We start from the raw sequence: 25226 nt of genomic DNA, 5'->3' as shown, positions 1-25226 counted from the left end.
TGCCATGGCCGCCCCTCGCCTCAGAGAAACGGCTGTTCTCTCTCCAAAGCTTTTTGCAGAACCTTCAGGACATTATCATCGTGCGGTCAAACCGGAGGGCTGCGGAACGCCCAATGCAGCGGCTCAGGATAAATGCTGATCTGCAGTGATCCTTCGCGCCCCTCTCTGTCCTGCCGGACATCTCCCCCACTTGGGGGGAGATCGGCCGTCATCGCGGCTTTCGCCAATTGTCTAAGTTGCAGGATTGAGCGGAGCGGCCAAGCCGCCAATCTCCCCCCTTGTGGGGGAGATGCCAAATTTTGGCAAAGAGGGCAGGACAGAGGGGGCGCCTCGCTCCGCCATCAAAGGTTCTGCACCGTCGTGACGCTCTGATGGCCGACCGGCTGCGCGCTAAGCTGTTGCCGACTTTCGAATGGCATGTTCGACGCCGCGAAGTTCGGCCAATCCCTTGAGCCGACCGATGGCCGGATAGCCGGGCTGGGCCCCACGCGTCAGGTCATCAAGGATATCCTGGCCATGGTCGGGGCGCATCGGGATGACGGCGTCCGGGCGTCCTTCCTTCTTACGCCGCGCTTCCTCGTGGAGCAGCGCCGCCACCACCGCCACCATGTCGGTGTCGCCGGCAAGGTGCTCGTCCTCGTGGAACGAGCAGGGGGTGCCGGCTTCTTCCTTGCGCACATTGCGCAGATGCGCGAAGTGGATTTTTGGTCCCATCCGCTCGATCATGCCGGGCAGATCATTATCCGGTCTTGCGCCGAGCGATCCGGTGCACAGTGTCGCGCCGTTGGCCGGGCTGTCGACTGCGTCCAGAATGTACCTGTAGTCGGCTTCGGTCGACATGACGCGCGGCAGGCCCAGCAGCGGAAACGGCGGATCATCGGGGTGGCAGCAGAGACGCAGGCCGAGGCGTTCGGCCGTGGGCACGACCTCCGCCAGGAAATCGACGAAATGCTGGCGCAGGGTTGTTGCGTCGATGCGGTCATAACTTGACAGTTGAGCCGCGAGACTGTCGAGAGACGTGTCTTCGGTCGAGCCGGGCAGACCGGAATTGACGCTTCTTGCCAGGATCTTCCGCGCACCGTCATCCATCTGCGCGTATCGGCGCTCCGCCTCGGAGACGATCTCCGGTGTGTAATCGCCGAGCGCCGCTTGGCGTTTCAGGATATGGATGTCGAATAGGGCGAAGTCGATCAGATCGAAGCGCATGGTGGTGCCGCCATGCGGCAGGCGCCAGGCAAGATCGGTGCGGGTCCAATCGAGCACGGGCATGAAATTGTAGCAGATGACCGAAATGCCGGCCCGCGCCAGGTTTTCCAGCGATGTAATGTAGTTGGCAATATGGCTGCGCCACTCGCCGACCTGCGTCTTGATCGCTTCGGAAACCGGCAGGCTTTCGACAATCTCCCAGTTTAGATCGCTTGCGCTTCCATCCGGCAAAGACGCGACTTCGCGCTGACGTTTTTCGATTTCGGCGGGCAGCCAGACGGCTCCGTGAGGAACATGGTGAAGCGCCGAGACGATGCCTTGCGCCCCGGCTTGACGCGCATCCGCGATCGTCACCTTGTCGACCGGGCCGAACCAACGCCACACATGTCTCATTCGAACACTCCGTTAAAAAGAATCGCCGTGCGGCTGCCCGCCCGCTACCCGCCGCGGTGACCGACCCGCTGCTTCTCTTCATCGCTGCTATCAGATTGCGGTGTCGGCGCGAATGGCGATAGCGGCTGGCATCAATCGACGCCAGTGCGAAATTCCCTGGCTAAAGCAGCGCTTCGTACAGATCCCCGATCTTTTCAACTTCGAAATCCGCTGCCCTGCTTTTCAGGATGGCGGCAGAAGTGGGGTGGTCCAGCATATCAGCCATCGCCTTTGCCAGGGCCGCGGCATCGCCGACCGGCACCAAGGCGCCGAAACGGCCGTCCCCGAGAATCTCGCTCGGGCCATGCGGCGCATCTGTGGAGACTACGGGCACGCCAGCAGCCATGGCCTCGACCAACACATTGCCGAAGCCTTCGCTCGTCGAGGAAAGGACGAACAGATCGGCTGCGGCATAACAGGCCGCGGGATCGTTGACGTAGCCAGCAAAGAGCACATCGGCGACGATACCAGCTTCCTGGGCATAGGTGCGCAACTCCGCAGCCAGCGGACCTTCGCCGAAGATCACAAGCCGAGCGCGGCGGCCGGCGCGCAGGATAGCGAAAGCTCGGAGCAGGGTCCGATGGTCCTTGACCGGCACCAGGCGCCCGGCGGTGGCGATGACCGGGCCATCGCCCATCGTCGCCAACTCTGCCTGCCAGGCATAGGAATGTCTCTGCGGCGCCGCAGCCGGCGGCAGCGGGTTGTTGATCACGAGAACCTTGGATTTGGGGAAGCCGCGGGCCACAATATCGCGTCCGACACCCACTGAGACGGCGATGGCTTTGGTTGCGCGTGCTGCAACCAGCGCGGAAAGCCAGACCGCTATTCTCGCGCCGAGGCTGCTGGAAGGCAGTGAGGCCGCTGCGTGGAAGCTTGGAAAAAACCGCGCTCGGCTTCGCGCCAAGAGAAGCGCCAGCGCCACGACCAGATTGGCAAATTCCGGGGCGCTATAGACCGAATGCGGACCAAGGCGGTTGAACAAACGTGCGCTTCGCACGATGCCTTTCAGCGTCGCCCACTTGCCGTAACCCTCGCCCCGGATGGGAAGGTCGAAATCGATCAGATGAACGGCAGGAGAGCGCAGCGCGGCGTTAGGTCCTTCCGCGTTCCAGGTAAAGAGTGTGACATCGTGGCCACGCGATGCCAATTCATTCGCCATGAGGACGAAGACACGCTCGGCGCCGCCGCCCCTGAGACTGGCAATGTGAAAAACAATGCGCTTCGCCATGCCTGGATTCAGGCTCGGCTGACGTCGATGCCTGATCGGTTCGGCGGTTGGCGCACGTCGCGCACGATGCCCATGGCAAGGGCGAGCAGCATGCCTAGAGCAAAGCCGGCGAAAGCTCCCAGGCCTGCCATCAGGGGGGTGCGGGGCGGCCACGAGCGCCCCTTTGGCGGCACCGCGGTGGAAATCACCTGTACATTCGTGGTGTCGATCTGCTCGCGCTCGGTGATTTGGCGCGAGCGAGACAGGAAGCTTTCATAGACCGCCCTTCGCGAGGCGGCATCGCGTTCAAGCTCACGCAGGGCGACCTGGGACTCGCTGTCGGTGAAAACACTGCTCTTCAGATCGTTCATCTTGGCGGTGAGAGAAGCCAATGAGGCGTTGGCCTTGTCCAGGTTGGCTTTTGCCGTGCCGACCGTGCGGGCGAACTCCGCCCTGAGTTGAGAACTGACCGTTTCGAATTCTGTCCTGAGCCGGACAATCGTCGGGTGGCGCGGGCCAAAGGTCATGGACTGCGAATCGATTTGCTGCCGCAGGCCGTTTGCTTTGTCGCGCAGTGCCGCGAGTGCTGCCGAAACCGCGGGGTCAGGATTGGCTCCATTAACGCCGGAAGCAACCAAGGCGTCGTAACTTGCCTGCGCAGCGATGACGCGCGATTGCGCCTCTCCAATTTCGCTATTGAGCTGCGTCATCGTCTGCGAACTGACAAGCTGGCCATTGCTGGAGGACAGGTTATGGCTGCGCCTGTAGCTCTCGACCTTCTCTTCGGCCGCTTGCAAGTCGCGCTTGAGTTGGCCGAGCCGGCCCTCAAGAGCAGCTGCGGCACGGCTGGCACCAGCAGCTTCGGCCTTGGCCAGTTCCTCCTGGAACGCCTTCACTATGGCTTGCGAGATCAGGATCGCCTTGCCGGTGGTTTCTGCCGACACAGAGAGGGTTGTGACGAACGACGTTTCATCTGCAGCGACGCTGACCCGCTCCGCCAGGCTTTTCTGGGCGATAAGCTTTGGATCGGACTTGGCGCTACTCGCTCCAGCACCAGACGTGGAGGCGCTCTGGTCCGGGTCGAAAAACTCCGGATCGTTGGCCAGACCGAGTTCGTCCACTACCCGTGCAAGCACGTTGCCCGAGGTCAAGATGCGCTGCTTGCTGCGCGCGTTAAGTATTTGGCTGTCGACCTGGCCCGGTTGCGAGTAGAGATCGTTTTCCACAACCTGCAAATTGGCAGGATTGATGAGGATTTCCGTCGTAACGGTATAACGCTGTTTGCTCAGCAACCCATAGGCGGCGCCAATGACGCCGCCGGCCACTGCCAGCATCAATGCCACGACGAGCCCGGCACGCAGCCAGACAAACAGGCGTCGAAAGTCGAGCTCAAGAAAATCGCCGATCTTGTCAAGCGTCACCGTCGGGACAGGCTCGGGTGTCGGCGGAGTAACAGGGCCGGAGGTGCGTGCCATGACTGGGGCATCCTGTTGCAGCCTTGCCCTGCTGGCGCGCCGCGCATTGGCGATCCGCTCGAGTGCGCTGATATCGGAATCCGCTGCAGAGGGAGGGGTTGTGCCGGAAGCGGCGGACATGGTGCTAACTCTTGTTATTCGCTACGCGGGCCAGCACTACAGAAAGATCGTTAACATCTCATTTTCCAAGTTGGCATATTTTGCCGAGTCACGCACCGTGTCCGTTCGGCGGACCTTTGAATGGATCTCGTTGGCCAGAATGCCGTTTGAATACCCCCACTTGGATGGGCCATGAGCTATCCCGCTGCCGCATTGGAACGATTGTTGTCCAGCCAGGCGCGCCGTCAGAACGCGCTGTCGCTTCTGTTTTTCCTATGCGCTGCGTTCGCGTTCCTGCTCCGCTTCACGGTGTCACCGCAGATTATGAACACGGTCGTCGACTATACGGCCGACGGTGGTTCATTCTACGAGAAACTGCATTTCGGCACCTATGCTATCTTTCTGCTGCTTCCTTTGGTTCTTTTCAGCCGACCGTTTCTGCTGCAGGGCGACGAAATCGGAATCTTCAAGGCTTTGCTGCTCTATTCTGCGCTGATTTTCGCGCTGGTGCCGTATTTGTTCATCACCGGCCGTGCGGGCTCCTCCGGGTTCATCATCGATACCTATCTGGTGGCGGGCGCCGCAGGCCTATTGATGCTGGCCTTGAACGCGCAAGTGCGGCGGGCGTTGGGCGACGTCGTGCTTGGGATGGTGATCCTCAGCGCTGTAATGGGCACGATAGAGGCGGTGACTCAACATCGATTTCTGCCTTACGGTCTCAACGAACTGCAGTTCAGGCCAATCGGCCTGTCGGCGCACCCGCTGGCCCTAGGCGCGCTCTGCGCCACAGTGATCGGGTTCGTACCGCTGACGCGCTGGCGCATATGGGTGCGGGTGCTGGCGATCTTCGTATTGCTCGTCGGCTGTGCTGCATCAGGCGCCCGCGCCGCCCTGTTGCTCGCTGCCGGAGAAACCCTCATCCTGCTGATGTTCGTGCCTTGGCCGCGCCTGACTCTCAAGCACCAGCGGCAAGCCAAGTCTATCGTGCTGCTGTTTGCCGTGGCGGGCGGCGCGGTGCTGGTGGCCATACTGTTTTCGGGCGGGCTGCTGAATCGCTTCGGCAACACGATCTTTGACGAAAATTTCATGGCTCGGGTGACGATTTACCAGGTGTTCGGACTTGTTAGCTGGAAAGACATCCTGTTTGGCATGAATGTCGACGACCTCCTGGCGATCGTTAACGAGAAGCTGCATCTGCCCTACATCGAGAGCGCGCCGGTGGTCATCATCATGCTGTTCGGCTTGCCCATCGCCGTGCTCTTTATCGTGCTAGTATTCTGGTTCATTTTCCGGCTGCTGCGCGGGGCGCCGCTGCCGGCATGGATCGGCACGGTAACGTTCCTGCTTGCTGCGCTATCGAACAACGCGCTCTCGTCAAAATCGCCGGAGATCACCATTATCGTGGTGTTGCTACTTGCCTATAGAAACCAACCGACGAGCATATTGTCGCCCACGGCTGCATCCGAGCCAAAACTGGATCGGCTTGGATAAGCACAGATTCCAAACGCGTCAGCCCGCGCTATCCACAACCTCGACATTGCCTGCGCGGTTAAGCGTGTGAATGCCCGCTCGGGCCCATGCCGGTCCCGGGCCGATCGGGCGAGGCGGCGCAAAACGGACATCGAGTTCGTCAAGCCGTTCCAGCCGCATCAACCCCAGACCGCCGCCATAGGCTCTCGACCCGTTTTGCACCGGCAGCACCAGGGCGTCATCCTGGCGGATAAAGGCGCCGCCGGGCCGAGCGGCCGAGTGATCGACGGCGATGGGATTGAACCCGTGCGCAATCCACGGCCCGCGTAGCGAGGGTGCGGAATAGACGGCCATCGTATCCGACGCGCTGCCATAACCGAACCGCTCCGTCCCCAACAGCCAGAAGCGCCCATCCGATTCGAGCAGCGTGGCGTCATTGAAATCCTTGTCCGTCATCAGCACGGTGTCGCGTACCCAGCGATCGGGAAACTGTGCTGCGCGGTAGAGCACAAGCTCGCGCGCCGCCGCACTTTCAGGAATCATGAAAATCTCGCCGGCGTGAGCGAACACCTGCGGATACGACAGGTGGTGCGCTTCCTCCAGCACCACCCTCGGCACACCGAAGGTGCCGTCGTCGCTCAACTCGGCGACAGAAATCACCCCGCGACCCGTAGCGTAGGGAAATTCCTCGACAAACAGATAGTGGCGGCCATCGCGCTCGAGGACGAATGGATCGGCATAGAATCGCTGGCCGTCGTCTGGGAGGACGGTGAACGGCGTACCGTCGAATCGCCCCGTTTCGGCGACACCTGGCCCGTCGATCAGCCGATAGGCAACCTGCCAATAGAAGGGGCGCCGTCCAAGTCTGAGTTTTTGCACGGCGCGATCGACCAACCCCCTGCAGAAAAAGGGCGGATAATGCCGGACAAAACCGCCGTTCCTCAAGATAGGCGCCGGGCTATCGGCAATCGGCACAAGTTCGCCCGCGAAAAAACGGGCGACGCTTTGCGCAACCAGCGAGATGGCCCCGGCGAGCAGGTCGTTGCAGCTGCGAGACAGCCAGAGCCGATCGCTGAGCATCGGCCGCCCCCGGGCGACTGTGGCCCCATTGAGGCGAACGGCAAGTTGGGGCAATCGCCCGCTCGCCAGCATCTCGGCCACGCCGGCGGGGAAGGTGCTGTGGCCGGAAAATTCGAGCGTCAGAACCGGCGTGCCTCGTCGTGCGGCAGTGCCGGTGAGATCTATTACAAGGTCGGCTGGACCGGAACCGCCAGACGGCAACGGTTCGGAGCGGCTTGCCAATGAGGGACCGAAGCGCCGGCTCTCGATCGCCAGCACAACATCCAGTCCGCGTGCGATCGGCGCAGGCGCAGGCGCGCGGCAACTCGAAACCACGTGACCAGCTGCGTTCAACCGCACCAGAAGCTCATTTTCCCAGCGCCGAGATCCGACGGTGTGGCCGATAATTAAAATATTAGTCAATCGAATATGTTCTTTTTCAAGACTACTGTGCCAGGATACCTATCGGTTTAGGCTTTCATAAGAGTTACCGGGGAGAACGCGGGCTTGGCTGTTAATCATATATTAAGATTTAAGGTCACCGGGGCGGCTTCTGCCGCTATTATAGCTCTTGTGGCCAATAATCAGCAGGTCGCGACGCCTTCTGGCGACCAGGATCAGCAATGAACGTCCTTTCACATCCGAAACTGCCGTCCAGGCAAAAACTGCTGATCGTGTTCGGCACGAGGCCGGAGGCGCTAAAATGCTTTCCGGTGGTGCGTGCCGCGCTTGCCCATCCGGGTTTTGTTACCGAGACATGCATCACCGGCCAGCATCGCGAGATGGTCGACCAGGTCATCGAACTGACCGGCCTGCCGGTACATCACGATCTCAACATCATGCAGCCCGGCCAGACATTGTTCGACGTGACCTCGCGCGTGCTGCTGGGCATGGCCGAAGTGCTGGAGAATGCGAAGCCCGATATCGTCCTCGTGCAGGGCGACACGACCACGGCGATGACTGCGGCTCTGGCGGCCTTCTATAAGCGCATCCCGGTCGCCCATATCGAGGCAGGATTGCGCAGCCACGACATCAACTCTCCCTTTCCGGAGGAACTGAACCGCAAGATTGCCGGCGATATCGCAACGTGGCATTTCGCGCCGACCATCCAGGCACGCGACAATCTCATCGCCGAAGGAAAGGCTGCGAACACCATCTTCGTGACCGGCAACACGGTGATCGACACGCTGCTGCATTTTTCCGGCGCGATCGACGCCGACAAGTTGATGAGTGCCAAGCTCGCCGCACGTTTCCCGTTCCTCGATCCTGCCAAGAAAATGATCCTCGTCACCGGTCATCGCCGTGAGAATTTCGACGGCGGCATCCATCGTATCTGTACGGCGCTGAAGGGGTTGGCGGTGCGCGAGGACGTGCAGATCGTCTATCCGGTCCATCCAAACCCCAATGTGCGCTCGGTGGTCAACGCAGAACTGGGCGGCGTGCCGAATATCCACCTGGTCGACCCGCAGGATTATCTGCCGTTCCTGTTCCTGCAGAAGCACAGCTATCTGGTGCTGACCGATAGCGGCGGCGTGCAGGAAGAAGCGCCTTCGCTCGGCAAGCCGGTGCTGGTGATGCGCGACAATACCGAGCGGCCCGAGGGGATCGCGGCGGGCACCGCCCGTCTCGTCGGCACCGATATCCAAAAAATCCTGTCGAATGCCAACAGCCTGCTCGACGATCAGGCCGCCTATCGCGGCATGGCGGAACGACACAACCCGTATGGCGATGGCCGGGCCGGTAACCGGATCGTTGAGGAATTGCTGCATCATGGCTGAGATCAAAACCGTTTCCGTTATCGGCATGGGCTATATCGGCCTGCCGACCTGTGCCATCTTCGCCAGTCGTGGGCTCGACGTCATTGGTGTCGACGTCAACGAAGTGGTGGTCGAGAAGGTCAATCGCGGCGAAATCCACATCGTCGAGCCGGACCTTGATGGTTTGATCCAGAAGGTTGTAGCCAACGGCAAGCTCAGGGCTTTCAGTACGCCGCAGCCGGCGGACGCGTTTGTCATCGCAGTGCCGACCCCGATGACCGAGGACCACAAGCCTGACGTGACCTATGTGCTCGCGGCGGCACGAAGCATCGCCTCCGTGCTGAAGCGGGGAGACCTTGTGGTGCTGGAATCGACATCGCCGGTCGGCACGACGCGCATCATGACGGGACTGCTTGCCGAGTTGCGGCCCGATCTCAAATTTCCTCTGGGGCATGGTGAAGAGGCCGATGTCCTGGTCGCCTATTCGCCCGAACGCGTGTTGCCGGGAAAGGTCCTTACCGAGCTGATCAACAACGATCGCTCGATCGGCGGACTGTCGCGCAAGTCGTCGGAACGCACCGCGGCACTCTATTCGACCTTTGTTGCCGGCGACCTGTTCACGACCCAGGCCGAAAGCGCGGAACTGGTGAAGCTGACCGAGAACGCGTTCCGCGACGTCAATATCGCCTTTGCCAACGAGCTTGCGGCAGTGTGCCAGGATCTGTCGCTCAACGTCTGGGAGGTGATCGATCTCGCTAACCGGCACCCCCGCGTGAACATCCTGCAGCCGAGCCCGGGCGTTGGCGGCCACTGCATTGCCGTCGACCCGTATTTTATCATCGACGCCGCGCCCAACAGCACGCGGCTGATGGCTTCGGCACGCCGGATCAATTCCGAGCGTCCCCTGTCGGTGGTCAGGGATATAGAAGCCCTGCTCGATCCTTCCCGCAAGCAGACGATCGCTTGTCTTGGCCTCAGCTTCAAAGCCAATATCGACGATATGCGCGAGAGTCCGGCTGTCGAGGTGGTGAAACTTTTGTCAGATATTCCCAACCTGAAGATCATCGCGGCCGAACCCAACACACATAGGCTGCCGCATGAACTCGAGGGTAAAGGCATCGTCTTCACCGATGCGCTTTCCGCCATCGACCAGTGCGATATCGTCGTTCTGCTGGTCGACCATCGGCAGTTCAATCTGGTTGATCCCGAAGCGCTCAAGGACAAGAAGCTCATCGACACAAGGGGTTTGTGGACCTGGCGCAAAGCACGCAAGCCCGACGCCCGCATCGAAGGCAAGAAATCAGCGCTCGAACACCTAGCACTTCCTGCAAGTGCAGAGGAGGCCGCATGAACGCGCACGACCCAGCATGGGCGCAGCATCGCCTGTTGGCGTCGCGGCGCCGGGAATTCCTTGGCGCGCCGATCCATGCGTTGACCATGGCTGAGACGCTGGCCATCGCCGATGAGGCGATGACCCTGCGGCGGCCGCTGCATCATGTGGTCGTGAATGTCGCCAAACTTGTGAACATGCGCAACAATACCGAGCTGCGGGAAGATGTTGCGACGGCGGATGTGATTAACGTCGACGGCATCGGCGTGCTTTGGGGGGCGCGTCTTTGCGGCGTCGCGCTTCCTGAGCGGGTAGCGGGTGTCGACATCATGATCAATCTGCTGAGCCTCTGCGCGAATCGTGGTTTCAAGCCCTTCCTCCTGGGCGCCGAACAATCCGTTCTCGATGCGGTTAGAATGCGACTTGCCAGGGATCATCCGGGCCTCGTCGTCGCTGGCATGCGCAATGGCTATTTCAAGCCGGAAGACGAGGTCGGCATCGTCAAGGCGATCAATGCTTCGGGGGCCGACTGCCTGTTGGTGGCGATGCCGACGCCGCGCAAGGAGCGCTTTCTCAAGCGCTATCGTGACGAACTCACCCCGAGTTTTGTTATGGGCGTGGGCGGCAGTTTCGATGTCTATGGCGGCAAGGTTGCCCGGGCGCCAAAACTGGTTCAAGCGGCCGGTCTGGAGTGGTTGTTTCGCGTGGCACAGGAGCCGCGACGCTTGTGGCGCCGTTACTATGACACCAACACTGCCTACGCAGCGCTGCTGTGCCGGGAGTTATGGGATCGTCGGGGACGCCGAAAGATCGATCTATAACGATTACCCCATCAAACGGGGCGGCCGCCTGGGGGCTATAGCATCGGTCCGACGCCGGAACCGCTTTTCAGGACCACGGCACCCGGATTCAAGATATCATCGCAGGTCTATGCGAGCCATAACCGCGCCCTCAGCTTGGCTACGAATTGCATCGCGGCGGCGGGATAAAACAGCCAGGTCAGCCCGAAGAAAACCACCGCGCCAGCGGTGCCGCCCGCGACGAGCGGGAAGATGGCCGGCATATCGCGAAGTAGAGCGCTGGCAAGGCTGGCGGCCAGCCCGGTGCTAAGCGAGATGACGACCGAAACGCCGATGTCGCGCCATGGCACCGGCACCGGCGTGAGCCGTTCGCTGATGATGATGCAGGCTACAAGGCCTGCCAGCGATCCGCCCGCCAGCGCCAAAGCAGCGCCGACCTCCGCCATCGGAGGGATCAACAACACGGACAGTGCGATTGTCGCCACCGAGCCGAAGGAATTGGCGATGATCAGCAGCCACGGCCGCTTGTGCGCGTGCACGACCGTGCCATAGACGAAGCTCGCGAGATTGGCACACAGCACGCTGAAGGCGATGATCGGAAAGAGCAGGCCGAAACGACCGTGATATTCGGAGGGCAGCAGGAGCTGCGTGATATCGCTGCTGAGTGCGACCAGCATTGCTGCGACCGGCAGGCAAAGGCGGATCATCAAGGCCATCAATTGCGACAGCAGCTGGCCCGATGCCGCAGGCCCATCGTCGTCGAACCGGCTGACCACCTCGGGAAAGGCGCCCATGTTGATGGAGTTGGCAACCATATCGATGGGCTGGCGGGCCAGCGCATAGGCTGCAGCGAAGATCGCCACCGCGCCGGCATCGTAATAGATCTTGAGGAACACACGCTCGGCGCTGTGCAGGCCGAAGCCTACCAGCGCCATGATGACCAGGGGCACGCCGAGGACGAAGAACTCTTTCTGGGTGAAGCGTGGCGGACCGGCAACGACGCGTCGGGATGCCATTAGGCCCGCCACGATACCGGCAATCAGCACACCGAGGCTTGAGCCGAGCGATACCGTCAGAAAGGAATCTTGAAACAGGACGATGGCGCCGATCGGCAGCGCGAGTTGCAGCACGGCGCGCAAGAACTCGAGCATCGAATAGACCGAATGACGCTGCTGCATCTGCAGCACCGTCAAAGCGAAGCGGCCGATGGAACCGGCGATCAGATAGCTGCAGACGGCGGTCGCGAACTCGATCCAGCGCTCCGGCACGATCACTGCGGAGGCGGCCACGGATATAATCAGCGCCAGCGCCGTGCTGGCAAGCAACACCCGCCCGGCCAGCATCAGGCTGCCGCGGCTGACGTCGCCTTTGCCGCCAAGCCTGAGCAAAGCGATGCGCAGCCAGTTGGTGACGGCAACGTCGGTCATTTCGCCGACGGTCACCACCAGGGTCAGCAGGCCATACTCGGTCTGATCGATCAACCGCGTCACGATGACCAGCAGGAGCAGCGCGGAAATCCGCGTCAGCAGGATCGCCGGGGCATAGATGAGCGTGGAGCGCAGCAGCAAAGGGTTGTCCCCGGAGAAATTCACCTTCGATTAACCGTCGACCGGCGGAAAATCCAGCGCGATGGCGGCAAAGGGTGAACAGATTCAGTTTGAACTAACGGATTCGTCGTAAACCCTATTTGAAACCTTTGCTTTGTCGTTCCGAAATGGAGTCATGTTGCAGCGTCTGGTTCACAATCGAAAAGTCCACGTCCTTGTCGCGACGCCCTCGGGCGTTTCGGGGCAGGGAGGCATCGACCGCATCATGGGGGCGCTGAAGCAGGAGTTCGAGCGGCAGGAGATCGCCGACATCGATGTACGCTTCCTTGCCAGCCGTGGCCCGGGGCATGTCGCGTTTTCGATTTTCTATATGGTTGACTTTTGCTTGCGGATGGTCGCGGCGCGTTTGGCGAAGCGCGCCGATGTCATTCACATCAATATATCAGTTTCCGGCAGCACCTATCGCAAGATGGTGATCGCTGCCTGCGCACGGTTGCTGTCGATATCCTATGTCCTGCACTTGCATGGGGCGCAGTATGAGACATTCTGGAAAGACGATCGCGGTTTCATGAGCCGTCGCATCGAAGCGCTGTTCGAGCGTGCCGGTCAGGTGATCGTCTTGGGCGGGCTTTGGCGCGACTTCGTCGCCAGCCGGGCACCGGGGGCGGCCGGCAAAATTGTCATCGTTCCCAACGCCACGGCGGTTCCATCCTTGCCGCATGTCGGTGGCGGCGATCATGTCCATATCCTGTTCCTTGGCCGCATCGGCGACCGTAAGGGCGTCCCGCAATTGCTGGATGCACTGCACCGCATGGAGCCGAGCAAGAGTTGGCGCGCCACGATCGCCGGCGATGGCGACGTCGAGGCCGCACGGATGAGAACGGCCGAACTGGGCCTCGCCGAGCGCATTACCCTTCCTGGCTGGGTCGGGCCTGACGAGGTCGCTTCGCTGATCGCTTCGGCGGACATTCTGGTGCTGCCCTCCTTTGCCGAAAACCTGCCCGTCTCAGTCATCGAAGGCATGGCTGCAGGTCTCGCGGTAGTGACGACGCCTGTCGGCGCCGTGGAGGACATCATCACCAACGAGCAATCCGGGTTGCTGGTGCCGCCCGGCGATGTTGCGGCGTTGACCGAGGCGCTGACACGGCTGGTCGAGAATCCGGCATTGAGAGCCAGGCTTGGTGCTGCCGCGATGGCCGTGCATCGAGAGCGGCTTGAGCTCGCACCGTTCGTCGGCGCGATCTGCGACATCTGGAGGTCGGTCGCGTTAAAGGCTCAATCGATCAAGCGCTGACGCTATCCTGTAAACGTGGACGCTGAGCTTGCGAGTGCGCAGGTGAGCCTATGACGAGCAGCTGCGGGTCGAGCGCGATATTGATCCCACTGGCGTCACTGCGGCGCTCCAAGCTCGAACTCGCGATGGAATATCTCCAAATTCAACAGCGCCCATATTAGCTTTTCGTGGTCCGCGGCACCCTTGGTGTGCTCCGAGACGATTTGATCAAGGTGTTTCGCGCTCAAATAGCTGCGAACGACGGAATGAGAGGAGCAAAGATGGTCGTGCACGTAGTTCCTCATCGACCCGCGAAACCATTCGGCGACGGGCACCTTGAACCCGATCTTGCGGCGGTTGAGAATTTCCTCAGGAAGCATGTTGGCCATGCTGTTGCGCAAGATCAGCTTACCCTTCCGCCAACCCACCTTGTAGTGATCGGGCAGTTTGCTGACGAACGCAACCAGATCGCGATCGAGGAACGGCATTCTTCCTTCGATTGAACCGGCCATCATCATCCGGTCGCCTCGTTCCAAGAGATTGTCAGGCAACCACGATGTCTGATCGAAAAACAGTGCGCGGCGAAGATGGGATGCCTTCGCGCTTGAGGAGAACGGGAAATCGTTGCGTTCATTGCGGCAATTGGCCGGCGCACCGATGAGGCGACCGTGTTCCCGCGCTGTCATGGCCCCAAACCAGGAGATCATCCGGGTGGCAAATTCCCTTTCGCCGGCGCTTCGGGCAAATGTATCGAACTTGGCCGATGCGCCAGGCATGGCGCGTATCAGAGGGGCGAGGAGGTTGTTGTGGAGCAAGGCTGGAACGAGCGACCGGTAGATTCCAGCCAGTGACTCTGCGCGATGTTTGGGATACCCGCCGAGAATCTCGTCGGCCCCTTCCCCTGTGAGCACCATCTTGACGTCCTGCGAGGCTCGCTCAGACATCAGGTAAATTGGAATGTCCGAACTTTGTGAAACAGGCGCCCCCAGATGGCGAATCAAATTGGGCAGGTGGTCAATCAGGTCGTCCGCCTCAATGACCAATTCGCAATGATCGGTCTTGAAATGATCGGCGACGCGTCGGGCGAATGGAAGTTCACTGTAAGCCGGTTCGCTGAAACCGACCGAAAATGTACGAATGGGCTTGTCGCTGTGCTTGGTCATCAGGGCGACGATCGCTGACGAGTCGAGGCCTCCGGAGAGAAAGGCGCCAAAGGGTGCATCGCTGCGCATTCTGATCTCGACGGAATGGTCGAGCAGTTCCAGAAATCGCCGCTTTGCGGTTTCGTCGTCGATATCCTCGGTCAGATCTGTTTGATCCGGAGGCGTATAGTAGCGCGTTTCCGTCACGGTCCCTTGCGACCAAACGGCATAGCTTCCGGGGTTCAGTTTGCGGATTTGTTTGAAAAGCGTGCGCGGTCCAGGCACGTAACGCCAGCGCAGGTACTCGTGGACAGCGTCCAAATCGAGCTGCTGCGCATTTGGCTGCGATGACAACAACGCGTTGATCTCTGAGGCAAAGGACAGCAATTTTTCGCTTTGCATGAGGTAAAGGGGCTTTTTGCCGAAGGGATCCCGGCCGAGGATCAATTCGTGCCTCTGAGCATCCCAGAGCGCAAAAGCGAACATGCCGCTCAACCGGTCGAACATGGACAAGTGCCACTGATCATAAGCTCTGAGCAGCACCTCGGTGTCGGAGCGCGTTCGAAAATGATGACCGAGGCCGATCAGTTCCTGGCGCAACTCGATATAGTTGTATATCTCACCGTTGAAGATAATTCTGAGGCGGCCGTCTTCGATATGCATCGGCTGATTTGATTCGGCGTTTAAATCAATAATCGCCAGCCGGCGGTGCACCAATGCCAATTGGTTCTGGCCGGTGTTCAAGTCCAAGAACTCGATGCCTTCGGCATCGGGACCACGATGCCGCAATGTGCTGGACATTCTGGCGGCCCGATCTTGTGGATTCTCGACCCTCGGCCCGATCCAGCCGGCAATTCCGCACATCATCTCTTCCCTGGGCGCGCGTATTCGCGTCGCTGTCTACGACGAATGTATTAAACACTTGGTTGCCGACGAACCGGATCGCGAGGAGAAAGCCGCCAAGGTGGTTCAAAGGCGGGCTTGACCGGTTCGATCAGGCTCTGCCGGTCCTGAATGACGTGCCACCGGCGGTTGCCGCCGGAGGCGGTAGCTCTTGCCGTTGCGTTATCGCCAGCAAGAATGCCGGCCAGACGCAATTTAACGAGGCTGACCGATCCCGATCCTAGGTGACAGTAAGAGGATTGGCGTTGCCGCCCGGCTGCTCATCCGCGAAGAGCGGTAATGGCAGCTATGGCAAGCCCAGTGCCCGTAACATCTCCGAGTCCGGGACAGCAGGCCCTTCCTGCCGGATAACGGTCATCCCATAGGGATTGGAGAATTCCCAGACGGACCATGGTATCGCAAAGCGTTCCGCCTGCTGGCGCACCGCCTTGAGATAGCGCAGCCGATCAGCGTCGAACGCGCCCATGCGGCCGTCCGTAGACATGAGGATGACGCCGAATTCGCCCATGAAGAGCCGTCTGCTGGGAATGCCATGGGCCGCGGCCCAGTCGACCGCCTGACGGAAGCTCGCCTCGAGTTGGCTCGGGCCCCAATTCTGCTCGAAATACCGGGCGATTGCTTCACGCGCCGCGACCATGTTCATCACCTGCTCGACCGGGCTCAGGCCGGCGGCGTCCATCTGCGCCTTAAGGGTTTCGGTCACCTTTTCGGGCGTACTGCTGTCGGCCGGCCAGGGCAGGCCAGAGGCGAAGGCGCCTGTCCCGTCGGGCCGCTGGTGCGTGAAACTGTGCGGCTCGTACATATGGAAGCTGTAGTAGAGGTTCGGATCGTCAAAGCCCGGGGTGAGATTGACCAGCCCGGCAATGCTGCCGCCACAGGCGCCTGTTGCGACGATGGTGAGTTCGCTGCTGACTGCGCGAATATCGCGGACCGTGTCTGCCATGATCCGCTGCCAGTCGTCGCTCCCGCTCGAATCGCAGGGGTAGTATGCCGGCTCGTTGTAAGGCTCGAGGGCTACCTTGTCGGTGCCAATCTTGACCAGCATGGTGGCGACCGCCACGACCATTTCGCGATAGCTGGCAACGCCCTCGCTGTCGGCACCGTCATAGATCGTCTCCATGCTGTAGGCCGGAACCTGGGTGACGCCGTGCAGGTCGAAAACCACCTTAAGGCCGGCCGACGTGACCCGCTCGACCGCTGCGGCAAGTATGTCCAGCGCCTGCTGCCGTCTGGCGCCTTCGCTGGCAAGCAGAGGGCCCGGGTCGACGCTCAGCCGGACGAAGTCGAAGCCCATCGATCGAATGCGCGCAAACACTTCGCCATCCGGCCAATCGGTGAGCGGCCTATGTCCAGCGCGCCACTCCTTCTCGCTGCGATAGGGCGGCCAATTATAGGATCCATCGTCCTCTACCGGCGACCAGTTGAGCCATTCATGCACGCCAACGCCGCGCTGGAGCGGGATCGGCACAGCATTGGCAGCTATCGCCATGCCGAGCACCCACGCTGCAACCCACGCCATCCTTCCCATAGCCACTCTCCGTATCATGGTCGGAGATATTAACCGCAGGATCGGAAAAGGAGGATTGCGGTCGCGCGGCTTTTCGACAGCATGGTATATAAGAATCGAACCTTGGCGGAGCGCGTATGAGAATCGGCTGGTACATCAACCGGTTGCGCAGCATGGAGCCGGCTGAGGTGTTGCACCGGCTGGGCGAGCAGCGTCGAAGGATCGCTTCGCGCGGCCGCGACGACGGCTGGGAGCGCTATGCTTCGCCCCAGTTGCACCCGGTGCTGCGTGGATCGCGCGATGCTGCGCTGGCTGCGACACCGGAACAACGGCAAGCCATAGCGGCGGCGGCGCAAAACACGCTTGGGGGCCAGTTTTCCGCACTCGGGCGGACATGGCCACGGCGCGATCCCGATCGGCTGTTTCCTCCCGAGCTTTGGCGCCTTGATCCGGTGACCGGCAGGCTTTGGCCGGGTCCCGAAGCCCATACTTTCGATATCGATTTTCGCCATGGCGACGATCGCGGCGACGTAAAATATGTGTGGGAGATCAACCGGCTGCAGCAGTTGCCGCCACTGGCCGTCCACCTGCTTCTCGCCGGCGACGACCAGTCCCGGATGGCCATAGAGGCGGCGATCGACAGCTGGCATTCAGCCAATCCGCCGTTTCGAGGGGTTGGCTGGGCCTCCGGCATCGAAGTAGCGCTGCGTGCCATCAGCCTGATTGTCACCATGGACCTCGTCGGCGACCGACTGGGCCCGGCGACATGGCAGCAAGTGGGTGAAATACTGGCGGCAAGCGCCTATTGGCTGCCGCGGTTCCCTTCTCGATTTTCCTCCGCCAACAACCATCTCGTCGCAGAACTGGCTGGCGAGTATCTGATCGGCCTGGCGTTGGGAACCGAATCCGACGCTGTCCGCGGCGCCCTCCTGGCTGAGGCGTGCAAGCAGATTCTCGCCGATGGTGCCGGTGCCGAGCAGACCCCGACATATGCGGCCTTCACCGCCGAACTCATTTTGCTGTGCGCCGCTGCGGCACGCCAGGCCGGAAAGCCATTTCCCTCGCCCGTCGAAGCGCGTCTGGCCGCATTTGCCGATTTCGTCGGCTGGCTCCCACCAGCCGCCGGCTTTGGCGACAACGATGAAGGTCGCGTGCTGACGCTCGGGGACGAGCCGGACTACCTCCGATCCGTCGCCGCCGCCATCTATGGCTTTTTACGGATGCCGGGCAACGCGGCGGAGCCAGACGATTTTCGTGCGCTTTTCTTTGGCACGCCCTCGGGGCCGGCACCGGTAACGCATGGGCTGCAAACGTTCACGCAAGGCGGGCTCTCCGTGTGGCGCGGTGAGTTGAATGGCCGCAGCATCGATCTGACATTCGACCACGGTCCGCTCGGCTATCTATCGATAGCGGCTCACGGCCATGCCGACGCGCTGTCGCTCACCTTGTGCATCGATGGCGAGCCGGTGCTGGTCGACCCCGGCACCTGGCTCTACGGTTCCGGGGGCGTCTGGCGCGACTGGTTCCGCTCGACACCGGCGCATAACACGCTGAATGTCGAGGGCAAAAGCCAAAGCATCATCGCCGGGATGTTCAACTGGTCGCACAAAGCGGTGGCGGCATTGGTGGAGAGCGAGCCGGGAACGCACTGGAAGCTGCGCGCCCGGCATGACGGGTATAGAAGCCGCTTCGGTGTCGTGCATCAGCGCACCGTGACGCACCTGGCCGACGGGATCGTCGTGACCGACCAACTGCTCGGCGGCAGGCGCGTGGCCGAGGTCGTCTTTCAACTCGCAGCCGGCCTCGGCACCAACCGGGACGGAAGCGCGATCACAGTGCTGCGCGACGACGAGCCGCTGATGACCATTCGGTTTCCGGACGCAGCGGTCGACATCCGCGCCGGCGGCGACAAACCGGGGCAGGGCGGCTGGGTTTCACCGCGTTTTGGCGCGAGGCAGCCAGCCGAACGCATCGCCTGGCGCGGCGAAGTGGGCGAAGACGGAATTGAGATCCATCTCGCGGCAATCTCCCCGCCGCAACGATAGCGATCGGCGCTGCACCAGAGCGGGCCATCCGCTGTTCCGGCCGTATTCGAGATTAATTACGTTCCGACATTTAGCGTTTTGTTACGGTTGAACTGCTAGTCTGGCGCAAATCCGGCATGCTTTTGCTCGTTGCAGCCGCAATAGCCACCTGGTTGCGGCAACATGCAGTGGGTTTGGCAAGTTTTTTGCTTCGCAATTCGCCGGATAGCCATTTTACGGCCCAGGAGCCACTGCACCGATGTTTTCTGAATTCGCCAGAGTGATTGTGGAAAAGCTCTCGAACCTCAATCTGCTGACGCTCGGCCTGCTTTTTTTCACGGCACTGGGCAGCGCGGTGATCGCTTACTGGCGAACTGTCGCGCATAAGTCCCTCAGGGACTTTTTCGATTTCGCTTTCCCGGCGGAAGTCATCCTGCACCCGTCGGCGCGAGCGGATGTCCTATTTTGGGTCACCAAACGGGCGATAATGCCTTTCCTGCTCATCCCTGCCGGCGTCACCTTCGTTGCCGCCGTCGGCTATGGGACGCACCAGGCAATCGGCTGGCTCCTTGATATCCAGGCGCCGCTCATCGACGGCCCGGCCGGACCGGTGACGATCGTCATCTTCACCGCAACCATGCTGATCGCCTACGACATTTCGTATTATCTCTACCATGTCGCCCAGCACCACTTCCCGTTCCTATGGGAATTGCACAAAGTGCATCATTCGGCCGAAGTGATGGTGGGAATCACAAAGGATCGGGTTCATCCGCTGGACGATCTGATGAACCGTATTTGGGACGGCGTCATCCCGGGCATCTGCTTCGGCATCTGGAGCCTGATCGCGCTCGATCCGGTAGAGATCGCTATTTTCGGCATCAACGTCTATGTCATCCGCAACATCCTGATGATGGACTTTGTTCGCCATACCCATTTCAAAATTTCCTTCGGCCCCTTGAACAACATCATTTTGTGTCCGCACTGGCACCAGGTGCACCACAGCATCGACCCTCGCCACTACGACAAGAATTTCGGCCTGCTGTTTTCGTTCTGGGACCGCCTGTTCGGGACACAGTTCGTCCCGGATCCGGATGAAGACCTCAAATTTGGCCTGATCGATCGCGATGTGCGCGACTATCAATCGCTCTTTGGGCTTTACATCCTGCCGCTCAAGAAGATGGGGGGGCATGTCGCCAGACTGTTCCAGAGGCGTCCCGATGTCATCGCACAGCCACAGGATCGTTCAACTTCATGAACACCATTGTTTCGATTGACGCTTCGAGCGCAGAGCGCCTGGAAGTTGTCCGTTCGGCGGATCGCCTGGCTGCGATCGAGGCCGATTGGATGCATCTTTGGCACCGCACCGATGGGCTGATCTTTCAGAGCCATGCCTGGATTTCGGCATGGTGGAGTACCGTAGCGGACCGTGACCAGCGCGCGCTGCGGATCGGCCTGGTCTGGAGCGGCGACAGGCTCGTTGCCGTCGTTCCCATGGCGATCGGCAAGCGCAAAGGCCTGCGGTTTCTCGAATGGGCGGCCAGCAGCTATACCGATTACGGCGATATTCTCGTTGCCCCGGAATGCTCGTCATCGGCGCTGCAGGACGTATGGGCCCGGATCTGTCACGCCGGTGGCTTCGATATTGCCTTTCTCAATCATCTCTTGCCGGGTGCGGCGGTCCGCAGAATTTTCACTCCGGATACCTCAGGCGGGATCAGGCTTCGCCCCAATCACAGAGAGGAAGTTAGTTATCGCGTGGCCGGACAGTGGGAGAGCGGAGCCGCGTGGTTCGCGGAGCAATCGAAAAAGACGCGGCAGAACTATCGGCGCGGCGTCAAGACGTTGGAAGAAGCCGGGGAAATGAAATTTCGGCTGCTTGCGCCAGACGAGCCACTGCAGCCGGTACTGGACCGGCTCTCGGCCCTGAAGCGCAGATGGCTGGTGGAGCGCAAGCGTGAATCCGAACTTTTCGAAGAGGGAGCGCCGGTGCTCGCCGCACTCGTCGAGGCGCTGGCGCGCGCCGGCGTGCTGCACATTTTCGTACTTGAATGCGATGGCGCGATGGTCGCGGTATCCATCAACTTCGTCCAGCACCACACCATGATGGCGTTCGTAACCACTTTTGACCCGGATTTCAGCCAGGCGTCGCCCGGCATGATCCTGATGATGGACTACATACAGTGGTCGATCGATCATGGCTTGGGCACGGTCGATTTCCTGTGCGGCGCAGAGTCTTTCAAGCACAAATTCGCAACGCAGGGCGTTGTCCTGCAATCCGTTCTTGGGACGCGCACGGCGCAAGGCTCGCTCGCTTCTCTTGCCGATCGTATGCGTCAGAGGGTCCGGCATGCACGCGGGCGCGGACTGGTACCGACAGCTTGATTTCGGCTTGATCGGCGCCGGAACGCCGTGTCCGACAGGCAATGGCAAGCGGTGTCTTGTCGCTTCCCTCGTCGGGTCGCCGGCAGCAGCACGAACCGCTCAAAGTGCCGATTGCGTCTGAGATGGAACGACCCGCCAGATCTTGTTGCCGACATCATCCGCCACCAGCAGGGCGCCGCGCCGGTCTATCGCCACTCCCACAGGACGGCCAAAGGCCTTGTCGTCCTCGCTTAGGAAGCCGGTGAGGATGTCCCGAGGCGGGCTCGACGGCTTGCCGTCGGTAAACGGCACGAAGATCACCTTGTAGCCGCTGCGCGGCCTGCGATTCCACGAGCCATGCTGGCCGACGAACGCGCCATTCCTGTATTGAGGACCGAACAGGTCGCCTGTGTTGAAGGTCAGCCCCAATGAAGCCGTGTGCGCCCCGAGCGCATAGTCGGGCTTGATCGCCTGGGCGACGAGGTCGGGCCTCTGCGGCTTGACGCGATCGTCGACATGCTGGCCGTAATAGCTGTAAGGCCAGCCGTAGAAGCCGCCGTCCTTCACCGAAGTCATGTAGTCCGGCACGAGGTCGCTGCCGATCTCGTCGCGCTCGTTGACGACGACCCAGAGCTCGCCGCTTTCCGGATGCCATGACAGGCCGTTTGGATTGCGCAGGCCGGAGGCGAAAAGACGCGTCTGTTTCGAGGCGAGATCGATCTCCAGAACTGCGGCGCGGTTCTCCTCTTCCTCCAAGCCGTTCTCGCCGACATTGGAATTGGATCCGACCGTTGCATAGAGCTTCGTCCCGTCCTGCGAGGCGGTCACGTCCTTGGTCCAGTGATGGTTCCGCCCCGCGGGCAGGTCGACGATTTTCTCCGCCGGCGCGGTGATTTCGGTCGCACCCTCCTGGTAGGGGAATGCCACTATTGCATTGGCGTTGGCGACATAGAGCTTGCCGTTGAGCAGGGTCATGCCGAATGGCGAGAACAGCCCGGTGAGAAAAGCCGTTTTGGTTTCCGCCACTCCGTCGCCATCCTGATCGCGCAGCAACGAGATGCGATTGGCGCTAGACGTTCGCGCGCCAGCCTGGCTCTGGAAGAGGTTTGTGAAGAAGCGGCGTATGCTGCGTAAGCTCTCTATGACGAATCCGCGTATGCTGCGTATTCTGAAGCCCTCATCCGGCTTGGGCGGGGCATTGCTCTCGGCCACCAGCACGTCGCCGTTTGGCAGCACGTATAGCCAGCGCGGATGGTCGAGCCCGCCGGCAAACTCGTTGACTGCAAATCCCTGGGCCGCCGTCGGCTTCGTGCCCTGCGGCCATGGCGCGGCCTTGGCGACATGGACAGTCGGCAGCCAAGTCGGATTGGGCTCCGGCAGGGTTGGGCTGGGGCCATAGGTGTCCGCGATCGGAACGGTCGCCTCTTCGCGCGACAGGAAGAAGACCGCTCCGCCGGCGACGACGAAAAGAATGATCAGCACGAGAAGCGCGGCAAGCAACTTTTTCACCAGAACCTCGAAAAATGTCGAAAGGATGCAAACGCGCTTATCGCGTTCCGGTTGCGGACGGAGCGGCCGAGAGGGAGAAATAGGCCGCAAGCGCGCGGACGTCGTCGTCCGTCAGACCCTTCGCGGCATTGGCCATGAGATGGCCGAAGCGCGTTCCACCACGCTTTCCCGCCCTGAACAATCCAAGCTGCGCCACGATGTAGCGCGCCGGCTGGCCGGCGATGGAGGGATAAAAAAGCGGGCTGCGATCCTGTCTTCCGTGACAGCCGAGACAGGCGGGCACGCCGGCGTCCTTGACGCCTCTCTCGGCGATTTCCTTGCCGCGGCGGACAAGCGCGGGATCACCCCCGCCGCCGGGACGTATCGTCGGCAGGGCAGCGAAATGCTTGGCAAGGTCCGGCCAGGACTGAGGCCCTGCCGCAATGGCGGGCAGGCTCATCAACCCGCTTGCCCGGCCTCCCTCGGCATAGGCACGCAGGCTTTCAAGGAGATAGGCCTCGCTCTGCCCGGCGAGAACGGGTATCGCGGGGCCGCGCCCGAGGCCGTCTCCGCCGTGGCAGCGGGCGCAATCCGCGAGGGCTTGCGGTAGGGTTCCGGCAGCGTCTGCAGGAGGTGCAAGCCTTTCTCCATAGGCGAGATCACGATAGGTGGCTTCGTCCATCGACGGCAGTTCGCGCAGGAAGGCGACCATCGCCCAGACCTCGTCGTCGCGTTCCTGCGTCGGCCAGGCGGGCATGCCGGTGAAACGCACGCCGTGCTTGACGAGACGGAAAAGCTCCGCGTCCGACCATTCGCCGACGGTCCCGGCAAGGTCAGGCGGCTGCGGCAGCATTCTCATGACGACAGGAGATCGAAGTTCGCCCGGCGCCCCGTGACAGATGGCGCAGCCGCGCGCGAAATGTCCGGCGGCCGGCTGAATCGCATGGCGCGGCAGAGCCTCTGGAACGTTGACCGCCAGGGCATAGGTGCGCACAGCCGATCGCATGGCGAAATGGAGAAACCACTCCGTGATCTTCCAGTGGCCGCTCGAGGCACCGACATTGAAAAAGCCGATCCAGGCCGCCAGCACCACGACGAAGGGCAGAATGGCAAGCGCGATGGCGAGCTTCTTCCAGCTGATATGCATCAGACCGTCTTCCGCGGCGGTGTGACGAGTATGCGCGCGAAAAGCGTCACGCCGCCGGCCAGGTAGATCGCTGCGCCGACCAAAAGCATGATTACGCCGCCAAGCTCCTGATCCTGCTGCGCGGAAAGCGCGACGCCGAAGCAGCTTACCTCGCCCGTCCCATAAAGCGCCTCGGGGTCAGCGCCAGCAGCGCGCCAAGCAAGGTCATATGGATGGACGTCAGAAGCAGGGCGAAGGCGCCGGCGGCATTGCCTGTGGTGTCGGAGCCGCGGCGCGGCAGGCAGGCCAGCCACAAGACCAGCCCGGTGGCGAGGAACGTGGCCTGTTCGATGGCGGTCGCAAACAGCGAGCTTTGCGCCAGCGTCCGCAAGGCCGGCGCGTGCCAGGACCAGACGACGATGAGTTCGACGAGGGAGGCGGGCAGGGCGAGGGTGAACGCCCGGCTTGCATCCGGTTTTGGGCCGAGCGGGATCCCAATCGCTATCAGCGGCGCAGCGATCGCCACAACTCCCATATGCGCCAGCATGTGCGCTGAAAATGAATCCCGCCAGGCATCGAGCAGCGGTCCGAGCCAGACCAGGGCGAGGACGAGGAGGCCGAAGGTGAGGCAGGCGCGTCTCACCGGATACACTCCGTCAGGAACAATGCGGGCATCGCGGTGAAGATCACGGCGATGAAGCTGAGGCCCGAGAGCAGCAGCGTCGCAAAGCCCTGGAACAGGGTCCGGTCGCGCCTCGTCGGATCGTCATGCGGCGGATCGTCGGTGCCGAAGCCCCATTGCCGCCAGGCGAGCCAAGCGGACAGTGCGATGAGCGAGAGGGCGATCAGAGTGGCGGCGGCGATGCCCGCGCGCACCGCGCTGAAACTCAGCCCGACAAGCTCGGGCTTGGCGCAATAGACCGCCGCGCCGATGTAGCAAACGAGGAAATGCGCAGCCCACACCACGGGCGCGGTAAACAGCGTCCAGAGCGTTTCGATCTCTTTCGGGATGAGCCGCAT

Annotated in this window: 21 protein-coding genes; 10 read left to right on the top strand and 11 right to left on the bottom strand. The window is 61.4% G+C overall.

The features are described 5' to 3' along the window. Window positions 1-390 precede the first annotated feature (390 nt). The 3 genes from uxuA to AC0L25_RS11810 form a co-directional block, all read right to left on the bottom strand. A complete protein-coding gene (gene uxuA / locus AC0L25_RS11820) occupies window positions 391-1599 on the bottom strand; it encodes a mannonate dehydratase (RefSeq protein WP_473595647.1) in 1209 nt (402 codons plus the stop codon). 160 nt (window positions 1600-1759) lie between these two features. After that, window positions 1760-2866, bottom strand: a complete 1107-nt coding sequence (locus AC0L25_RS11815; protein ID WP_473595646.1) for a glycosyltransferase — start codon at window positions 2864-2866, stop codon at window positions 1760-1762. 8 nt (window positions 2867-2874) lie between these two features. Beyond that, window positions 2875-4320 carry a GumC family protein gene (locus tag AC0L25_RS11810; RefSeq protein ID WP_473595645.1) on the bottom strand — a complete coding sequence of 482 codons (1446 nt, stop codon included), beginning with the start codon at window positions 4318-4320 and terminating at the stop codon, window positions 2875-2877. On the opposite strand from AC0L25_RS11810, the gene AC0L25_RS11805 reads away from it, so the two are divergent. Together AC0L25_RS11805 and AC0L25_RS11800 are read left to right on the top strand one after the other, a co-directional pair. After that, complete coding sequence (locus tag AC0L25_RS11805; RefSeq protein WP_473595644.1) at window positions 4319-4615, top strand: hypothetical protein; 297 nt, start codon at window positions 4319-4321, stop codon at window positions 4613-4615. The two genes, AC0L25_RS11810 and AC0L25_RS11805, sit on opposite strands and share 2 nt — an antisense overlap. A 29-nt stretch (window positions 4616-4644) precedes the next feature. Beyond that, window positions 4645-5910, top strand: coding sequence for a VpsF family polysaccharide biosynthesis protein (locus AC0L25_RS11800; protein WP_473595643.1), 1266 nt, complete (start codon window positions 4645-4647; stop codon window positions 5908-5910). Between the two features lie 18 nt (window positions 5911-5928). On the opposite strand, the gene AC0L25_RS11795 is transcribed toward AC0L25_RS11800, so the two are convergent. Then, window positions 5929-7041: a glucosamine inositolphosphorylceramide transferase family protein gene (locus tag AC0L25_RS11795; protein WP_473595651.1), complete on the bottom strand. Its 1113-nt coding sequence runs from the start codon at window positions 7039-7041 to the stop codon at window positions 5929-5931. A gap of 530 nt (window positions 7042-7571) precedes the next feature. Here AC0L25_RS11795 and wecB point away from each other — a divergent pair. The 3 genes from wecB to AC0L25_RS11780 are packed head-to-tail and all read left to right on the top strand — an operon-like array spanning window position 7572 to window position 10856. Next, on the top strand, window positions 7572-8726 hold the full coding sequence (wecB, locus tag AC0L25_RS11790; protein WP_473595642.1) for a non-hydrolyzing UDP-N-acetylglucosamine 2-epimerase: 1155 nt from the start codon (window positions 7572-7574) through the stop codon (window positions 8724-8726). After that, on the top strand, window positions 8719-10056 hold the full coding sequence (wecC, locus tag AC0L25_RS11785) for a UDP-N-acetyl-D-mannosamine dehydrogenase (protein ID WP_473595641.1): 1338 nt from the start codon (window positions 8719-8721) through the stop codon (window positions 10054-10056). The genes wecB and wecC overlap by 8 nt, the downstream gene beginning before the upstream one ends. Continuing rightward, window positions 10053-10856, top strand: coding sequence for a WecB/TagA/CpsF family glycosyltransferase (locus tag AC0L25_RS11780; RefSeq protein ID WP_473595640.1), 804 nt, complete (start codon window positions 10053-10055; stop codon window positions 10854-10856). The genes wecC and AC0L25_RS11780 overlap by 4 nt, the downstream gene beginning before the upstream one ends. Window positions 10857-10963: 107 nt before the next feature. Here the strand turns inward: AC0L25_RS11780 and AC0L25_RS11775 are convergent, their stop codons facing one another. Then, a complete protein-coding gene (locus AC0L25_RS11775; RefSeq protein WP_473595639.1) occupies window positions 10964-12403 on the bottom strand; it encodes a lipopolysaccharide biosynthesis protein in 1440 nt (479 codons plus the stop codon). 154 nt (window positions 12404-12557) lie between these two features. On the opposite strand from AC0L25_RS11775, the gene AC0L25_RS11770 reads away from it, so the two are divergent. Beyond that, the gene (locus tag AC0L25_RS11770; RefSeq protein ID WP_473595638.1) at window positions 12558-13676 is read left to right on the top strand and encodes a glycosyltransferase family 4 protein; all 1119 of its coding nucleotides are present in this window, start codon (window positions 12558-12560) and stop codon (window positions 13674-13676) included. 95 nt (window positions 13677-13771) lie between these two features. On the opposite strand, the gene asnB is transcribed toward AC0L25_RS11770, so the two are convergent. Next, the gene (gene asnB, locus AC0L25_RS11765; protein WP_473595637.1) at window positions 13772-15598 is read right to left on the bottom strand and encodes an asparagine synthase (glutamine-hydrolyzing); all 1827 of its coding nucleotides are present in this window, start codon (window positions 15596-15598) and stop codon (window positions 13772-13774) included. On the opposite strand from asnB, the gene AC0L25_RS11760 reads away from it, so the two are divergent. Then, the gene (locus AC0L25_RS11760) at window positions 15588-15782 is read left to right on the top strand and encodes a hypothetical protein (protein ID WP_473595636.1); all 195 of its coding nucleotides are present in this window, start codon (window positions 15588-15590) and stop codon (window positions 15780-15782) included. The genes asnB and AC0L25_RS11760 overlap by 11 nt on opposite strands. A gap of 204 nt (window positions 15783-15986) precedes the next feature. Here AC0L25_RS11760 and AC0L25_RS11755 read toward each other — a convergent pair whose 3' ends face one another. Then, a complete protein-coding gene (locus AC0L25_RS11755; protein ID WP_473595635.1) occupies window positions 15987-17228 on the bottom strand; it encodes a glycoside hydrolase family 5 protein in 1242 nt (413 codons plus the stop codon). 116 nt (window positions 17229-17344) lie between these two features. Here AC0L25_RS11755 and AC0L25_RS11750 point away from each other — a divergent pair, with 116 nt between their 5' ends. From AC0L25_RS11750 to AC0L25_RS11740, 3 genes are all read left to right on the top strand, one after another. Further along, complete coding sequence (locus AC0L25_RS11750; RefSeq protein ID WP_473595634.1) at window positions 17345-19252, top strand: heparinase II/III family protein; 1908 nt, start codon at window positions 17345-17347, stop codon at window positions 19250-19252. 238 nt (window positions 19253-19490) lie between these two features. Next, window positions 19491-20486, top strand: a complete 996-nt coding sequence (locus AC0L25_RS11745) for a sterol desaturase family protein (protein WP_473595633.1) — start codon at window positions 19491-19493, stop codon at window positions 20484-20486. A gap of 236 nt (window positions 20487-20722) precedes the next feature. Then, window positions 20723-21613: a GNAT family N-acetyltransferase gene (locus tag AC0L25_RS11740; RefSeq protein ID WP_473595632.1), complete on the top strand. Its 891-nt coding sequence runs from the start codon at window positions 20723-20725 to the stop codon at window positions 21611-21613. Between the two features lie 99 nt (window positions 21614-21712). Here the strand turns inward: AC0L25_RS11740 and AC0L25_RS11735 are convergent, their stop codons facing one another. The 4 genes from AC0L25_RS11735 to AC0L25_RS11720 all read right to left on the bottom strand — a co-directional run bounded on the left by AC0L25_RS11735 (window position 21713) and on the right by AC0L25_RS11720 (window position 25226). Next, window positions 21713-23029: a PQQ-dependent sugar dehydrogenase gene (locus AC0L25_RS11735; protein ID WP_473595650.1), complete on the bottom strand. Its 1317-nt coding sequence runs from the start codon at window positions 23027-23029 to the stop codon at window positions 21713-21715. Between the two features lie 109 nt (window positions 23030-23138). After that, window positions 23139-24227 (bottom strand): c-type cytochrome, encoded by a 1089-nt coding sequence (locus AC0L25_RS11730; protein ID WP_473595631.1) that lies wholly within the window; start codon window positions 24225-24227, stop codon window positions 23139-23141. A gap of 145 nt (window positions 24228-24372) precedes the next feature. Further along, window positions 24373-24849, bottom strand: coding sequence for a cytochrome c oxidase assembly protein (locus AC0L25_RS11725; protein WP_473595630.1), 477 nt, complete (start codon window positions 24847-24849; stop codon window positions 24373-24375). Then, complete coding sequence (locus tag AC0L25_RS11720; protein ID WP_127313825.1) at window positions 24846-25226, bottom strand: hypothetical protein; 381 nt, start codon at window positions 25224-25226, stop codon at window positions 24846-24848. The genes AC0L25_RS11725 and AC0L25_RS11720 overlap by 4 nt, the downstream gene beginning before the upstream one ends.

This window comes from Mesorhizobium sp. WSM4813 (assembly GCF_055811555.1).
This window is presented reverse-complemented; position numbering and strand designations above follow the sequence as displayed.

What these genes read in the sequence shown, in the direction of transcription:
- uxuA (WP_473595647.1), bottom strand. Translation starts at nt 1,599, where the DNA reads ATGAGACATGTGTGGCGTTGGTTCGGCCCGGTCGACAAGGTGACGATC.
- AC0L25_RS11815 (WP_473595646.1), bottom strand. Translation starts at nt 2,866, where the DNA reads ATGGCGAAGCGCATTGTTTTTCACATTGCCAGTCTCAGGGGCGGCGGC.
- AC0L25_RS11805 (WP_473595644.1), top strand. Translation starts at nt 4,319, where the DNA reads ATGACTGGGGCATCCTGTTGCAGCCTTGCCCTGCTGGCGCGCCGCGCA.
- AC0L25_RS11810 (WP_473595645.1), bottom strand. Translation starts at nt 4,320, where the DNA reads ATGGCACGCACCTCCGGCCCTGTTACTCCGCCGACACCCGAGCCTGTC.
- AC0L25_RS11795 (WP_473595651.1), bottom strand. Translation starts at nt 7,041, where the DNA reads ATGCTGGCGAGCGGGCGATTGCCCCAACTTGCCGTTCGCCTCAATGGG.
- wecB (WP_473595642.1), top strand. Translation starts at nt 7,572, where the DNA reads ATGAACGTCCTTTCACATCCGAAACTGCCGTCCAGGCAAAAACTGCTG.
- wecC (WP_473595641.1), top strand. Translation starts at nt 8,719, where the DNA reads ATGGCTGAGATCAAAACCGTTTCCGTTATCGGCATGGGCTATATCGGC.
- AC0L25_RS11780 (WP_473595640.1), top strand. Translation starts at nt 10,053, where the DNA reads ATGAACGCGCACGACCCAGCATGGGCGCAGCATCGCCTGTTGGCGTCG.
- AC0L25_RS11770 (WP_473595638.1), top strand. Translation starts at nt 12,558, where the DNA reads ATGTTGCAGCGTCTGGTTCACAATCGAAAAGTCCACGTCCTTGTCGCG.
- asnB (WP_473595637.1), bottom strand. Translation starts at nt 15,598, where the DNA reads ATGTCCAGCACATTGCGGCATCGTGGTCCCGATGCCGAAGGCATCGAG.
- AC0L25_RS11755 (WP_473595635.1), bottom strand. Translation starts at nt 17,228, where the DNA reads ATGGGAAGGATGGCGTGGGTTGCAGCGTGGGTGCTCGGCATGGCGATA.
- AC0L25_RS11750 (WP_473595634.1), top strand. Translation starts at nt 17,345, where the DNA reads ATGAGAATCGGCTGGTACATCAACCGGTTGCGCAGCATGGAGCCGGCT.
- AC0L25_RS11745 (WP_473595633.1), top strand. Translation starts at nt 19,491, where the DNA reads ATGTTTTCTGAATTCGCCAGAGTGATTGTGGAAAAGCTCTCGAACCTC.
- AC0L25_RS11740 (WP_473595632.1), top strand. Translation starts at nt 20,723, where the DNA reads ATGGCGATCGGCAAGCGCAAAGGCCTGCGGTTTCTCGAATGGGCGGCC.
- AC0L25_RS11730 (WP_473595631.1), bottom strand. Translation starts at nt 24,227, where the DNA reads ATGCATATCAGCTGGAAGAAGCTCGCCATCGCGCTTGCCATTCTGCCC.
- AC0L25_RS11720 (WP_127313825.1), bottom strand. Translation starts at nt 25,226, where the DNA reads ATGCGGCTCATCCCGAAAGAGATCGAAACGCTCTGGACGCTGTTTACC.